The organism is Streptococcus milleri (assembly GCF_900636525.1).
GTDB lineage: Bacteria > Bacillota > Bacilli > Lactobacillales > Streptococcaceae > Streptococcus > Streptococcus hominis.
The window spans coordinates 1,842,114-1,856,804 of the sequence record NZ_LR134288.1 but is presented as its reverse complement, the minus strand read 5'-3'; the positions used below and the strand labels follow the sequence as shown (position 1 = coordinate 1,856,804).

Genomic DNA, 14,691 nt, shown 5'->3' with positions numbered 1-14,691 from the left:
AAGAAACCTCCTTCCTTGCTAATAAATCTTCGTTATATTTAATTATCCATAGAAGTTATTTTAACATAAAACGCAAAAGTTTTCCACAATCTGTGGAAATAAATTCACATTGTTCTTTGAAGTTTTCCACAAATTGTGAATAAAGCAGTTTTTCTGTGATTTATTAAGGTTTTCTTATAAAATAAGAGTGGATAACTCTGTGACTTGAAAGAATAAAAATAACAGCCTTATTTAAAGCTGTCAATAATTCTTTGATATTCTTTTAAGTTTGAAAAATGAATACAAATTTTCCCTGATTGAGATTGTTTAGAAAATTGAAGAGAAATCTCTGTACCAAATATCTTTTTTAATCTTTTTTCTTCCTCTTTGAGGAAGAGATGATGTTTATTTTTTGTTACAGTTTTTGTCTGTTGGGAATGCAATTGTTTTTCTAGCTGTCGAACTGAAAGGCTTTGAGATAAGATTTTATCAAACCACTGATTTTGCTCTTTTTCTGAGAGATTAATGAGCAGACGAGCGTGTCCCTGAGAAATATTTCCTTCTTTTATCGCTTCGATAATATTGAGAGGTAAATTTAATAACCGGACGGAATTTGTAATATAAGGACGTGATTTTCCCATAGTTAGAGCGATTTCTTTATGTGTCAACCCTTTGTCAATCAAATATTGATAAGATTGTGCTTCTTCTATAGGATTTAAATCTTCTCGTTGTAAATTTTCAATGATAGCTTGCTTCATCATTTCATCATCTGTTACTTCTTTTATAATAGCTGGTATATTTGTTAAGCCTGCTAATTTAGCAGCTCTAAAACGCCTTTCACCAGCTAGCAATTCATAACCAATTATCGGAGATTTTCGTACAATAATGGGCTGAATAATCCCATGTTCTTTTATAGAATTAGCAAGCTCAGTAATTTTTTCTTCTGAAAATTCTTTTCTTGGTTGATAAGGATTAGTTTGAATGTCCTTAAGTGCAATATATTGATATTTTTCCATGTTTATATAGAATAACACACCTTTACAATTCTGTAAAGATGTGTTAATAAAGTGTCAATTATTTGAATCTAAATCTTTTGTAGATTTTGTAAGCTTAATGGTATTAGTAGTTTCTTTTCCATCACGATAGAAAGTGATTTTTATGTTGTCGCCAATTGAATGTTTGTATAAAGCAGATTGTAAATCACTTGTTGAAGAAATTTCTTTATCATCTACTTTTGTAATCACATCATATTTTTGAAGTTTTCCTTCAGCTGGCATTCCAGATTGAGCTGAACGCACGACAACTCCACTAGTTATTTTTGATGGAAGTTTTAAGCGTGATAGATCTGAACTAGACAGATTAGTGATGTCAATCATTTGGATTCCTAGAGCTGGTCGTGTAACAGTTCCATTTGCTTCTAACTGGTTAATAATGTTTATAACATCATTAGATGGAATAGCAAATCCTAATCCTTCAACCGAAGTTCCGCCGTTGCTAGCTATTTTACTTGAAGTAATACCAATTACTTGCCCTTGGATATTCACAAGTGGTCCACCAGAGTTCCCTGGGTTGATAGCTGTGTCTGTTTGAATAGCTTGTGTTGAAATCGTTTGTCCGTCTTCAGATTTTAGAGAAACATTACGATTTAAACTAGAAATAATTCCTTGCGTCACAGTGTTAGCGTAATTTGATCCGAGCGGACTTCCAATCGCAATAGCTGTCTCACCAACAGTCAATTTGCTAGAATCTCCAAATTCAGCAACTGATTTTACTTTATCAGCACTAATGCGAACAACGGAGATATCAGAATAAGTATCTGACCCTACAATTTCTCCAGGAACTTTATTACCATCTGCTAAACGAATGTCAACTTTTTTAGCACCACTGATAACGTGGGTATTGGTTACTAAGTAAGCGTATTTTCCATCTTTTTTATAAATAACTCCAGATCCTTCGCTAGCTACTTGTTGAGAATTATCATTGTTATTATTTGAATCATCATTTCCAAACACACTGTTTTGTGAATTATTATTAGCATAGGTAATAACGGATACAACAGCATCTTTTACTTTACTCACAGCTTGTGTTGTGGAATTTGTATTTTTATAAGCAGTAGTAACTTGATTAACTTTAGTCGTTGTAGAGCTATTTGTTGATAATTTAGATGAAGTTAAGTTTCCAAGTAAACCACCAATAAAACCTATAGCTAAGACCATGAAAAGCAATAACAATTTTTTTGTGAAATTTGAAGAGTTTTTCATATCTTCCTCCTAGTTATTTCAATTACTGAAAGTATAAAGAATTTAACTTAATTATAGCTTAAATGTTTTATCTTTTCCACAAATTGTGGATAACTTTTAAAATCTGTGATTTTCTAAGTCATTTATAAGGTAATTTATTTTTTATCCTGTGAATAAGGTGTGAAATAATTGTGGATATGGTAGAATAGAGATATGAAAATAAAACTTGTAACTGTTGGAAAATTAAAAGAAAAATACCTTAAAGATGGAATAGCAGAGTATGTAAAACGTTTAGGACGCTTTACTAAATTTGATATGATTGAACTTCCAGATGAAAAAACACCCGATAAGGCAAGTCATTTAGAAAATCAACAAATTCTTGACAAAGAAGGAACTCGTATTTTATCGAAAATAACTGATAAAGAATTTATGATTGCTTTAGCTATTGAAGGGCAACAATTTCCGTCAGAAGAATTCAGTAAGAGATTAAGCGATGTGACTGTTCGTGGATTTTCGGATATTACTTTTGTGATTGGTGGGAGTCTTGGTCTGTCTACTGCTGTCAAAAAAAGAGCTAATTTGCTGATGAGTTTTGGAAAATTGACACTTCCTCATCAGTTAATGCGATTAGTTTTAGTAGAACAAATTTATCGAGCATTTATGATTCAACAAGGAAGTCCCTATCATAAGTAATCTTGACGTCATAGGCTTTTTTTGTTAAAATGATAGAGCATTGGTCTCATAGCTCAGCTGGATAGAGCATTCGCCTTCTAAGCGAACGGTCGCAGGTTCGAATCCTGCTGGGATCATATAAGAAAAGGGCACGGGAAAGCGTGCCTTTTTCTATAACTGGATAAAGAAGTCTTTTGAGATGTAAAAATGTGTCGTTTAGAGTTTTTTTCAATTTATTTATGAAGATTTTGTATAATTACCTTGTAAGATTTCTTACAAAAAACAAACATTAAGGAGAAATTATGAAAAAGTTGTTTGCTAAAAAAGAGGTAGTAAAAAAGGAAGTTGTAGAATTTAAAGAACTGAATGATGAGCAGTTAGATAAAATCATTGGTGGGGATAGTCGAATCAGAATGGGATTTGATTTTTCAAAACTTTTTGGTAAATAATTATTTAGGAGAATAATATTGTGAAAATAGAATTTATACATTGGATTATTTTCTCAATTATAGAAGCTGTTTCTGTTGTATACTGCTATAAGAAAATAAGTAGAGTGAATAAAGTGAATATTCACTTTACTTTGTTGTGTTTAGGAATTGTATTTTTAACTGATTTCACTACTTTAATACATTATTCCATTAGATATATGATGTTTTTTATTCAACCATTATTTTTTTATTTATATTTTTTTAAAGTAAAAAAAGTTAAAAAACATCTTTCTGTATTTTTAGCACTATTTTTATCTTTAGCTGTGTCAAGTTCTGAAACCTTCTTTTCAGTCATTATTTCTTCTGTTACAGGTGATAAGTTTGTTGATAGATACTGGGGATTGTTCTATATTTTTATCAATATCATTTCTTTAGTTTTTATTTTAAAAGCAATTGATTATTTTAAGTTTAATTTTAAATATTTTAAAAAGGCGGATTTTAAAGAGAATATTGTGCAGTTAAACTTTTATCTCTTATTTATTCATTTTTTATTAAATTTGTCGCATTGGCTTAGTAATATGAAAAATTTAAATAGTTTTTCTAGTATGATTGCTACAATTTGCTTTTTAATGTTTATGTCAACTTTATTCTACTTACAATCTATTCGCGAAAAGTATGAAAAAGAAGAACAAATTAAACAGAAAGAACGAGAACAACTACAATTACAAAAATATACAGATGAAATTGTTAATCTGTATAATGAAATTCGAGGTTTTCGTCACGATTATGGTGGGATGTTGGCAAGTTTTCAATCAGCTATTCATACAGGTAATATAAAAGAAGTGGAGCGAATCTATCAGGAGGTTCTCGTAAATGCTAATTTACAGCTTCGTTCTGATAAATATACGTATTTTGATTTAAATAATGTTGGAGATTCAGCACTTAGAAGTGTTATGACGCAAACATTGTTTAAGGCACGAGATTACAATATAGAATTAACATTTGAAGTAAAAGATTTTGTTAAACCTTTGCCAATTAAATTGTTAGATTTGGTTAGAATGACAAGTGTTCTTTTGAATAATGCCATAGAAGGATCAGCAGAAAGTTATCAAAAAACGATGAATGTTTCTTTGGTGGATTTAGATACAGAAACAATCTTAGTCATTCAAAATTCACGTAAGAAAAGACCGCTAGATTTAGAAGAGATTTACCAAACTGATTTTTCAACAAAGGGTGAAGGACGCGGTTTAGGCTTAAGCAATATCAAAGAAATTATTAACAACTATGAAGGAATTATCCTCGATACTAAAATTGAGGATGAATATTTTACACAAGTAATGAGAGTGCGGAAAGAAGGTTTATAATGAAAGTATTAGTATTAGAAGATGAAATTTCACATCAAGTAAGAATGGAAACAACTTTGGCAGAGATTGCGAAAGAAATGGGAATTACGATAAAAGTTAAAGTAACTGGCAAAGTAAGAGAATTTAAAGAATATATTGAAAATGATGAGGTGAATCAATTATATTTTTTAGATATTGATATCAAAGGAGAGGAAACAAAAGGTTTAGAAATAGCAAAATTTATACGTCATCACAATCCGTATGCTATTATTGTTTTTGTTACAACGAAATCAGAATTTGCTACGATGACATTTAAATATAAAGTATCTGCACTGGATTTTGTTGATAAAAATTTGAGTGATATTGCTTTTAAAAAACATATAAAAGACAGCATTGAGTATACAAAAGCGACATTGATTGAAAATAAAGATATGGTGGATTATTTTGAATATAGCTTTCGTGGCGGAGAGGTTAGAATGCCTTTTAATGACATTTTATATATTGAAACGACAGGCTCTTCTCATAAATTAAGAATTGTCGGTAAAAACTTTTTTAAAGAATTTTATGGTACTATTGCAGATATTCAAGAAAAAGATAAAGAAACAAGACGTTTCTTTTCACCTCATAAATCTTATCTAGTCAATATTGGAAACATCAAAGGTTATGACAAAAAAATGCGAGAAATAATTTTTTATGAAGATCATCGTTGTCCGATTACTCGAATGAAAATTGGAAAGTTAAAGGCTATTTTAGAGGAATTAAAAGGATAAATAGAATAGGCAAATGAAATAGCAAATATAGTTAAATTTTTAAATAAAAACTATTGACAAAGTTTTCCAAACTGGTATAATAGTATATGTTCTGTGAAAGAACATATATGGTCCGTTGGTCAAGGGGTTAAGACACCGCCTTTTCACGGCGGTAACACGGGTTCGAATCCCGTACGGACTATATCATCCGGCATAGCTCAGTTGGTAGTAGCGCATGACTGTTAATCATGATGTCGTAGGTTCGAGTCCTACTGCCGGAGCTACTAAGCATTCATAAAGAATGCTTTTTTATATAACTAAAGAATACTAAAAGCCAAACTGTCTTATTGTTCAGCTTGGCTTTTTGGCTCTATAATTTCTGTAGTGGGTAAAACTACCGCAGAGGTTATGGAGCTATTTTTGTGTATACAAAAAGTCCCATATGACCTATAATGAAAAGCGACGAAACAACTCATTAGAAAGAATCATATGGAACAACTCGATTTTATCACAAAACTTCTTGGAATTGAAGACAAAAATATCAAAATAGACAATCTTTTTGATGCCGATACTCACAAAGAAATCCTGGCCCACCTTGACTATGATGCCCCTTCATGCCCTGCCTGCAAGGGACAGATGGCCAAATACGACTTCCAGAAACCTTCTAAAATTCCTTATCTGGAGACAGCAGGATACAAAACCCTTATCCGACTTAAAAAGCGGCGCTTTCGCTGTAAGAACTGTGGGAAAATGGCTGTCGCCGAAACCTCCCTCGTCCAGAAAAATCATCAGATTGCCGTCGCAGTCAAACAGAAAATCGCTCAATTATTAGTTGAGAAGCAAGTCATGACTGATATTGCGCACAGGCTCTCGATCTCAACTTCAACCGTCATTCGCAAGCTCAGCCATAAGCGTTTTTACAGACCGGCCTTCCGCTCTCATTTAACCAATCAGGAGATTCTCCATCAGCTACTCAGCTATTCGGACCAACTTCGACAGCACTATGAGCTTTACCAGCTTCTGCTCTTTCACTTTCAGGAAAAGCAAACTAATCATTTCTTTGACCTAATTGAGGAGGTTATTTCGGATATTCACCCGATTTTTCAAACCGTCTTTCGGACTTTCCTGAAGGACAGAAACAAGATTACCAACGCCTTGGAACTCCCCTACTCCAACGCCTTGGAACTCCCCTACTCCAACGCCAAGCTGGAAGCGACTAACAATCTCATCAAGGTCATCAAGCGCAACGCTTTTGGATTCAGGAACTTTGACAACTTTAAGAAACGCATTCTCATCGCTTTGAACATCAAAAGAGAGAGAACGAATCTCGTCCTCTCTAAAGCTTAGCTGACATCAACCCACTACAGTTGACAAAGAGTCGGCTTTTTAACTATAACAATTTTTTCTTACGTATCTGATTATAAATTATAAAGAATGAGATTCCAGATAAACATGCTATACTGCCTTCTTTAAGACCATTTGGGATAAATGTCAGTTTTATTTTTCTTGCGCCTTTTTTGACATTAATTTTCATAAAGCCATTTTGTGCTCTTGAAATTTTAATTGATTTTCCGTTTTGTGTGGCAGTCCAACCTTTATCATAAGGAATTGTGAAGAATAAAGAACTATCTCGTTGAGCTTGATAATGTGCTGTTATTGTGTTATGTTTTGTTGTTACAGATACTTTTTGTCGTTGAATCTTGTTTATTGCTTGTTGAAAATGATTTGTGTCAAGCGTATAAAATTCAGGAGTATCAAACGAAACTTTTGAGTTATCTGGGAAAGATATTTTAACGGTTATGGTTTGTTTTTGCTTAAAATAACCAAGATTAAAAAATGGAAAGACATTGTTGGTACCATAATGCATTTTTTGATTATTATTTACAGTTATGTCAACTGATTTTTGGTTGTCATTTGAGAAAGTTAAGTTTGGCAGAGTTAAATAAACTTGACTATTTGTTGGAACTTCTAAAGTGTAAGTTACACTAGCAAAGGAATCATGATTTTCTTTATCTACTTCTGCCGCTATTCTATTTCCAACTTGCTTAACATTATGATTACTTGTAGGAGATAATCTGTGATAATATTTTAAATTTAATCCAGAAAGCTGATTGAGAAAACGAGTTTGATTATCTAATGTTAAGTGATTAAACTTTACATCTCTGTAAATTGAATTTGTTAAAAATGCTAGTGAATTAGCATTTTTATTTTCATAAAGTGTTAAATTATCTTTCGTTTTAATGGAAGTAAAACCATATTTTTGAGGATTGTTTGTTGAAATATTATATTTTACACCCAATAAGCTATCCATAATGATACTATTGTTTTGATAACGTAAGTTTAAATTAGTTCCAGATGATTTAAAACCTAATTTATCAAGAATAGAACTAGCTGCGGTATTGCGAACAGAAGAAAATTGAGAGATACCATTATAATTGTATTTCATACTGTCATTTCCGGTTTGAATAGCTAATTTTTCAGTTCTAAAGAAATTGGAATTTTTCTTTTTACTGTATTTGACGAGTGAATCAATAGCTGTTAAATCTTGTTCATAAGCATTTCTACTTGCAAAGACCCATTCTTTTGCAATTCCTTCCATTTGATAAAAACTATTTAAACTTAGTTCAAAGCAAACAAACAATAAAGTAGAAATAGTAAATATTTTAACAGAGATATATTTTTTTGTATAAGCCCAAGAAATTAAAAGATAAGCGACTAAAAATTCCAATGTTAAGATGAAATTAACAGAACCTAAAAATTTATAATGCTTCTCAAAAATAAAAGTAGCAATAAAACCAAGTCCTAAGATAGAAAAACTGGCTAGAATGTTTGTCAATTTAATTTCTTTTAGACGCTCCAAGCTTTCAGCAGCTAAGAAAATAATGACAATAGAAAAAGTCCAAGAGTAACGATGTAGGAACATATTTGGCGTGTGCATACCTTGCCAAAGAAGATCCAAAGGCTGTAAGTAAAAACTAGCTACTAAGAATATAATTAAAATAACATAGGAAAGTTTCACGTGAAACTTAATAGACTTTAAAGTGAAGAAGAGAATTGCTAGTAATAATGGAACAAGCCCAACATAAATCATCGGAATAGATCCATATTTAGTTGTGTCAAAAGCTCCAATAAAGTTTTTGGCAAAGATATCCAAATACCAACTTTTTTCAGTCAGTAAGGTTGTTACTTTTGTTAATTTCTCACCATGCGTTTTTAAATCTAGAAAAGTTGGTAGAATCATAATGAGACTAGTTATCCCAGCTGAAATTGACACAACGGTAAAGTCTATGAAAGATTTAATCCTAATTTTAAAATCCCATGAAGTTTGAACAAAGAACCACAATACAAGAAAGATTGCCATCATATACCCAAAATAATAATTTTGAATAAAAAGAATTGACAAAGCTGTAAAGTAAAGAACACGTTTTTTTTGAGTAATCAACTGGTGTAAACCAAGTAAAATAAGTGGAATAATAATGAAGATATCTAGCCAAGTTTTTATTTCAAGTTGACTAACTGCAAAACTCATTAGAGCGTAGGAAGTTGACAGTATTAATATAAGATAAGGAGAAATTTTTTTAAAGATACCTTTAATACTGATGAAACAAGTTAATCCCATCAAACCAAACTTTATCAAAGTAAATAAGTATACTTCATCTGGCATATTTTTTAGATTGAAAAAATAAACTAAAGGTGATAAAAAACTCCCTAGATAATAGCTAGATAAGGCATAAAAGTTCAAACCGAGTCCACTTGTAAACGTATAAAAGATGTTATCTGTACCATGCAAAATATTCCTTAAAGTGACATCAAAAATAACATATTGATGAAATCCGTCTCCTAATAGCGGAGAAGTGTCACTTTTCCAATAGATTCCATTTATAAGGTAAGTTATAAACAGAATCAAAAATGGAATAAAAAAGGCTATCAAATAATAATTTTTGAAGAGTTTTTTGATTTTTTTCATAAGCTATCTTAAAATACTAAAATTTAAGGAACTGAATCTTTCATCAGCTCCTATTTTTTGAAAAGTCTAATCTTTCCAAAGACTATTGACTTTTTCTTGTACTTCTTGATTTTCTAAAAATTCATCATAGGTTTCGTCAATACGATCAATGACACCATTTTTAGAAAGAACAATAATGTGATTAGCAAGTGTCTGGATAAATTCATGATCGTGGCTAGCAAAAATAATAGATTCTTTAAAGTTTTTCAGACCGTCATTTAGGCTAGAAATAGATTCTAAGTCTAAGTGATTGGTTGGATCATCTAGTACTAAAACGTTTGATTTGAGCAACATGAGCTTTGACAGCATGACACGAACCTTTTCACCACCTGACAAGACGTTGACAGACTTGTTAACCTCATCACCAGAGAAAAGCATGCGACCTAGAAATCCTCGAAGGAAGGTGTTGTCATCTTCTTCTTTACTTGCAAATTGACGGAGCCAGTCAAGAATAGATTCACCGCTGGCAAAATCTTTGCTATTGTCTTTTGGTAAATAAGATTGACTAGTTGTAATACCCCACTTGACAGTTCCTTCATAGTCAATATCTCCCATAATAGCTCGAATCAAAGCGGTTGTTTGAATGTCATTTTGTCCAATCAAAGCTGTCTTGTCACCCGGACGCAAGATAAAGCTGATGTTGTCAAGGATGACTTCGCCGTCAATCTTGACAGAAAGGTTTTCGACTGTCAAGAGGTCATTTCCGATTTCGCGTTCGGCTTTGAAGTTAATAAATGGATATTTACGGCTTGATGGGACAATTTCTTCCAGCTCAATTTTGTCAAGCATTTTTTTACGAGAAGTTGCTTGCTTAGATTTTGAAGCATTAGCAGAGAAGCGAGCAACAAATTCTTGCAGTTGCTTGATTTTTTCTTCAGCTTTAGCATTACGATCTGCTAAGAGTTTAGCAGCTAACTCACTAGATTCTTTCCAGAAATCATAGTTACCAACATAGAGTTTGATTTTGCCAAAGTCTAAATCAGCCATGTGTGTACATACTTTATTGAGGAAGTGACGGTCGTGGGATACAACGATAACGGTATTTTCAAAATCAACTAAAAAATCTTCTAACCAAGAGATAGATTGAATGTCAAGACCGTTGGTCGGTTCGTCTAGCAGCAGAATATCTGGTTGACCAAATAGAGCTTTTGCAAGGAGTACTTTTACTTTATCTCCATTGGATAATTCACTCATATTTTGATAGTGAAGATTTTCTGGGATATTCAAGTTCTGGAGGAGTTGAGAGGCTTCACTTTCAGCCTCCCAACCACCTAACTCAGCAAATTCACCTTCTAATTCAGCTGCTCGGACACCGTCTTTATCAGAAAAATCAGGTTTCATGTAAATGGCATCTTTTTCTTTCATAATGTTATAAAGATGCTCATTTCCCATGATAACTACATCAATCACTCGTTCTTCTTCATAATCAAAGTGATTTTGCCGAAGGACTGAGAGACGTTCGTCTGGTCCGAGTGAGATATTTCCAGTCGTTGGTTCGATATCTCCAGCTAGGATTTTTAAAAAAGTTGATTTTCCTGCACCATTAGCACCAATTAAACCATAAGTATTTCCTTTTGTAAATTTGATATTCACATCATCAAATAATTTTCGGTCACTAAAGCGTAGTGAGACATCTGATACTGTAAGCAATATTTTTCTCCTAATTCTGTAATCTGTAATTAGTTTCATTTTACTAGAAAATTTGACTTTTTTCAAATGATTCGGGGATAAAATATGACATTTTAGAATATTGATAAGTAAGAGAAATTTCAAAAATTTATAATGAATTTAGAATATTTTTAGGAGGAGAAAATGAAAATTTTATTGGTAAATGGTTATCAAAAACATGATTTTTGTAAAGGAGAATTAAATTTTAGTTTGTATAATATTATGTTGGATAAATTACGTCACAATCATGATGTGCAATTATCGTCAGTTGAGAACTATAATGTAATAGACGAGAGAAATAAGTTTTTGTGGGCAGATTTGATTATTTTTCAATTTCCTATTTATTGATTTAATGTACCTGGGAAGTTGAAATTATATATGGATGAAGTCTTTGAATATGGTCAATTTTATTCATTTGCAGATACTTATGGACAAGGTGGTTTAATGAAAAATAAAGAATATATCTTATCCACAACTTGGAATGCACCAGAAGAAGTTTTTAATAATCCGGCTGCATTTTTTGATGGAAAAAATGTAGATGATGTTTTGATTTCATTCCATAAGACCATGGAATTTTGTGGTTTAAAGAAAAGAAAAACACTATCTTTTCATAATGTTGTGAAAAATCCTCAATTTAAATTTTATAAACAGACAATAGAAGATTATTTTTTAAAAGAGTTGTAAATAGTGTAAAGGGGGCGTAAAGTGTTAGTTGTTTTTAATTTTAAAAATCAGATGTCAATCAAGCAACAATTAGAATTGTTAGAGAAGTTCAATCAACCAATAAGCAAGCAACATCAATTGATTATTGCTCCTATCATACCGGATTATAATGTATATCATTTTGACATTGCAGTTCAAAATTTGTCAATTAAAGGAAGAAATGTAGGTGATTTATCGCCTCAACATTTAAAACATTATAATATAAATTATGCTTTTGTAGGTCATTTAGAAAGGCAAAAGTATTTAAATGAAACAACAAGAATGATTCGCTCAAAGATTGACAATGCTTTACAGAAAGATATTATTCCTATTATTTGTGTAGGAAATCATGAAAATCCTATTTTTGAATGCGCAACATATTTAGATGATCTAGATCTTCAGGATAAACATATTATTGTAGCTTACGAAATATTGAGTGCAACATTAAAAGGAAAAAAAGATTATTCCTTTATAGATGTTGAAGAAAGTTTTCAAGATTTAAAAGATTATTTGGATAATTTAAGTGTAAAGTTTGGGTTTACATATCAGTTGATTTTTGGTGGTGGTGTAAACTGTGAAGATATTGAACAGATTTTAAATATTGGATTTGATGGGATTCTTATTGGAGATAGAATTGAAAGTTTGGTTGAAACCTACCAATACTTACTAAAAGATACTCTTGTATTGATGTAGAAAGACAAGGAGAAGAAAAAATGAAATCAATTTTAGTAACAGGTGGAGCTGGATATATTGGCTCTCATACTGTAAAGGCACTTTTAGATGCTGATTATGATGTGCATGTTTTGGATAATCTAGCATCAGGTGTCAGGGATGCGGTGGATGTAAGAGCGCACTTTAAAGAACTGGATGTTTATGATGAGCTGGCATTAAAAGATTATTTACAATCTCATAAAATTGATGCTGTATTGCACTGTGCAGGGGAAATCGTTGTTAGTGAAAGTATTGAAAATCCTAGTAAATATTTTGCAGCAAATGTAGCTGGTATGAATCGTGTGTTAAAAGTATTATCAGAAGTAGGAATTGATAAAATTATATTTTCTTCTACAGCTTCAGTTTATGGCAATAATTGTATGGATAAACCTGCAAATGAAGATACGCTATTAAATCCAGTAAATCCTTATGCAGAGACAAAACTGATGGGAGAACGCATGATTTATTGGATGGCCAACCGCTATAGTTGGAAATATGTCATTTTTCGTTATTTTAATGTTGCTGGTGCTGCTATGGATACTTCAAATGGTTTGAGGGTTAAAAATCCGACACATATTATCCCTAATATTAATAAAACGGCTCTTGGACAAAATGATGCTTTAAAAATTTATGGCGATGATTATGAAACGCGAGATGGCTCATGCATTCGTGATTATATTCATGTTTTAGATTTAGCGCAGGCACATGTAAAGGGATTTGACTATTTGTTTACATATTCGTCAACTTCACAGATTTTCAATTTAGGAACAGAACAAGGTTATACTGTCAAGGAAATATACAATACTGCAGAGCAAATTTTACAGCAAAAAATTCCTCATGAAATTGTGGCACGTCGTTCTGGTGATCCAGCAAGTGTGTTAGCAAATGCTTCTAAAGCAAAAGAATTTTTAAATTGGCAAGCAACTTATTCTTTGAAAGATATTATATTATCTGATTATAAATGGCGTGTGAAAGCTGGTAATTCAATTGTCAAATAATTTTAAGAAGTGTAGAAATAGTTTCTACACATTTTTCTTAAAAATGGTATAATATTATCAAGAAAATTCAAGGAGAATGTGATGTCAAAACCTATTATTTTAACAGGAGATCGTCCAACAGGAAAATTACATATTGGTCATTATGTAGGAAGTTTGCGAAATCGTGTTTTATTACAAGATGAAGGAAAATATGAATTATTTGTATTTTTAGCTGATCAGCAAGCCTTGACAGATCATGCTAAGGATCCTAAGACAATTGTAGAGTCAATTGGAAATGTAGCATTAGACTATTTAGCTACTGGATTAGATCCTGAAAAGACAACTATTTTTATTCAAAGTCAAATTCCTGAGTTGTCAGAGTTGTCAATGTATTATATGAATTTGGTGTCATTAGCGCGTTTGGAACGTAACCCAACTGTCAAGTCAGAAATTGCTCAAAAAGGATTCGGTGAAAGTATTCCAACTGGTTTTTTAGTTTATCCAATTGCACAAGCAGCAGATATTACTGCTTTTAAAGCGAATTATGTTCCAGTAGGAAATGATCAGAAACCAATGATTGAACAAACTCGTGAAATTGTACGTTCTTTTAACCATACTTATAATTGTGATGTCTTGGTAGAGCCTGAGGGCATTTATCCTCAAAATGAAGCAGCAGGACGTTTGCCGGGGCTTGACGGGAATGCAAAAATGTCTAAATCTTTAAATAATGGCATCTATTTATCTGATGATATGGATACTTTACAAAAGAAAGTGATGAGCATGTATACTGATCCTGACCATATCAAGATTGAAGATCCTGGTAAAATTGAAGGCAATATGGTTTTTCATTATTTAGATGTGTTTGGTCGTCCAGAAGATGCGCAAGAAATTACAGCAATGAAGGAACACTATCAACGAGGTGGACTGGGAGATGTAAAAACAAAACGCTATTTATTGGAAATTTTAGAGCGTGAGTTAGGACCAATTCGTGAACGTCGTGTTGAATTTTTAAAAGATATGGGAGCAGTTTACACTATGCTACAAAAAGGTAGCGAAAAAGCACGTCAAGTAGCTAGTCAGACCCTTTCTGAGGTAAAATCTGCTATGGGGATTAACTATTTTAAATAAAAATGAGCAAAACTATCACCAAAAGTGATGGTTTTTTAGATAATAGTGATTGACAAATACAGATAGAATGGTATCATATTAACAATAA

General features: G+C 32.0%; 12 protein-coding genes, 3 tRNA genes and 1 pseudogene. 12 read left to right on the top strand and 4 right to left on the bottom strand.

The genetic code is table 11. From position 1 onward, the window contains the following. Positions 1-227: 227 nt before the first annotated feature. Both EL087_RS09220 and EL087_RS09215 read right to left on the bottom strand, forming a co-directional pair. The gene (locus tag EL087_RS09220; protein WP_126408103.1) at positions 228-995 is read right to left on the bottom strand and encodes a ParB/RepB/Spo0J family partition protein; all 768 of its coding nucleotides are present in this window, start codon (positions 993-995) and stop codon (positions 228-230) included. A gap of 54 nt (positions 996-1,049) precedes the next feature. Next, positions 1,050-2,240, bottom strand: coding sequence for a S1C family serine protease (locus EL087_RS09215; protein WP_126408101.1), 1,191 nt, complete (start codon positions 2,238-2,240; stop codon positions 1,050-1,052). Positions 2,241-2,432: 192 nt separating this feature from the next. Here EL087_RS09215 and rlmH point away from each other — a divergent pair, with 192 nt between their 5' ends. The 8 genes from rlmH to EL087_RS09175 all read left to right on the top strand — a co-directional run bounded on the left by rlmH (position 2,433) and on the right by EL087_RS09175 (position 6,758). Then, positions 2,433-2,912, top strand: a complete 480-nt coding sequence (rlmH, locus tag EL087_RS09210; RefSeq protein WP_049533214.1) for a 23S rRNA (pseudouridine(1915)-N(3))-methyltransferase RlmH — start codon at positions 2,433-2,435, stop codon at positions 2,910-2,912. A gap of 42 nt (positions 2,913-2,954) precedes the next feature. Beyond that, a tRNA-Arg gene (locus tag EL087_RS09205) sits at positions 2,955-3,028 on the top strand. 165 nt (positions 3,029-3,193) lie between these two features. Further along, positions 3,194-3,340: a bacteriocin gene (locus tag EL087_RS09200; protein ID WP_003029519.1), complete on the top strand. Its 147-nt coding sequence runs from the start codon at positions 3,194-3,196 to the stop codon at positions 3,338-3,340. Between the two features lie 20 nt (positions 3,341-3,360). Next, positions 3,361-4,683: a sensor histidine kinase gene (locus EL087_RS09195; protein ID WP_218969867.1), complete on the top strand. Its 1,323-nt coding sequence runs from the start codon at positions 3,361-3,363 to the stop codon at positions 4,681-4,683. Further along, positions 4,683-5,432 carry a competence system response regulator transcription factor ComE gene (gene comE / locus EL087_RS09190; protein WP_003029521.1) on the top strand — a complete coding sequence of 250 codons (750 nt, stop codon included), beginning with the start codon at positions 4,683-4,685 and terminating at the stop codon, positions 5,430-5,432. Before EL087_RS09195 ends, comE begins: the two co-directional genes overlap by 1 nt. Positions 5,433-5,541: 109 nt before the next feature. Next, positions 5,542-5,613: transfer RNA gene (locus tag EL087_RS09185), tRNA-Glu, on the top strand. Between the two features lie 5 nt (positions 5,614-5,618). Continuing rightward, positions 5,619-5,692 (top strand) — tRNA-Asn (locus tag EL087_RS09180). 208 nt (positions 5,693-5,900) lie between these two features. Next, the gene (locus EL087_RS09175; RefSeq protein ID WP_126408099.1) at positions 5,901-6,758 is read left to right on the top strand and encodes a transposase; all 858 of its coding nucleotides are present in this window, start codon (positions 5,901-5,903) and stop codon (positions 6,756-6,758) included. Positions 6,759-6,801: 43 nt separating this feature from the next. Here EL087_RS09175 and EL087_RS09170 read toward each other — a convergent pair whose 3' ends face one another. Together EL087_RS09170 and EL087_RS09165 are read right to left on the bottom strand one after the other, a co-directional pair. Then, the gene (locus EL087_RS09170) at positions 6,802-9,378 is read right to left on the bottom strand and encodes a YfhO family protein (RefSeq protein WP_126408097.1); all 2,577 of its coding nucleotides are present in this window, start codon (positions 9,376-9,378) and stop codon (positions 6,802-6,804) included. Between the two features lie 66 nt (positions 9,379-9,444). Beyond that, positions 9,445-11,067, bottom strand: a complete 1,623-nt coding sequence (locus EL087_RS09165) for an ATP-binding cassette domain-containing protein (RefSeq protein ID WP_003040594.1) — start codon at positions 11,065-11,067, stop codon at positions 9,445-9,447. A 162-nt stretch (positions 11,068-11,229) separates the two neighbouring features. Here EL087_RS09165 and EL087_RS09160 point away from each other — a divergent pair. The 4 genes and pseudogenes from EL087_RS09160 (at position 11,230) to trpS (ending at position 14,603) form a co-directional block, all read left to right on the top strand. Further along, a pseudogene (locus tag EL087_RS09160) lies at positions 11,230-11,769 on the top strand (NAD(P)H-dependent oxidoreductase). Positions 11,770-11,790: 21 nt separating this feature from the next. Beyond that, complete coding sequence (locus EL087_RS09155; protein ID WP_003027894.1) at positions 11,791-12,480, top strand: triose-phosphate isomerase; 690 nt, start codon at positions 11,791-11,793, stop codon at positions 12,478-12,480. Positions 12,481-12,500: 20 nt separating this feature from the next. Next, positions 12,501-13,496 (top strand): UDP-glucose 4-epimerase GalE, encoded by a 996-nt coding sequence (gene galE / locus EL087_RS09150; protein ID WP_003027892.1) that lies wholly within the window; start codon positions 12,501-12,503, stop codon positions 13,494-13,496. A gap of 81 nt (positions 13,497-13,577) precedes the next feature. Continuing rightward, complete coding sequence (gene trpS / locus EL087_RS09145) at positions 13,578-14,603, top strand: tryptophan--tRNA ligase (protein WP_126408095.1); 1,026 nt, start codon at positions 13,578-13,580, stop codon at positions 14,601-14,603. Positions 14,604-14,691 lie beyond the last annotated feature (88 nt).

Bases quoted from the DNA above. Each gene is read 5' to 3' on its own strand.
- EL087_RS09220 (WP_126408103.1), bottom strand. From the start codon at position 995: ATGGAAAAATATCAATATATTGCACTTAAGGACATTCAAACTAATCCT.
- EL087_RS09215 (WP_126408101.1), bottom strand. From the start codon at position 2,240: ATGAAAAACTCTTCAAATTTCACAAAAAAATTGTTATTGCTTTTCATG.
- rlmH (WP_049533214.1), top strand. From the start codon at position 2,433: ATGAAAATAAAACTTGTAACTGTTGGAAAATTAAAAGAAAAATACCTT.
- EL087_RS09200 (WP_003029519.1), top strand. From the start codon at position 3,194: ATGAAAAAGTTGTTTGCTAAAAAAGAGGTAGTAAAAAAGGAAGTTGTA.
- comE (WP_003029521.1), top strand. From the start codon at position 4,683: ATGAAAGTATTAGTATTAGAAGATGAAATTTCACATCAAGTAAGAATG.
- EL087_RS09175 (WP_126408099.1), top strand. From the start codon at position 5,901: ATGGAACAACTCGATTTTATCACAAAACTTCTTGGAATTGAAGACAAA.
- EL087_RS09170 (WP_126408097.1), bottom strand. From the start codon at position 9,378: ATGAAAAAAATCAAAAAACTCTTCAAAAATTATTATTTGATAGCCTTT.
- galE (WP_003027892.1), top strand. From the start codon at position 12,501: ATGAAATCAATTTTAGTAACAGGTGGAGCTGGATATATTGGCTCTCAT.
- trpS (WP_126408095.1), top strand. From the start codon at position 13,578: ATGTCAAAACCTATTATTTTAACAGGAGATCGTCCAACAGGAAAATTA.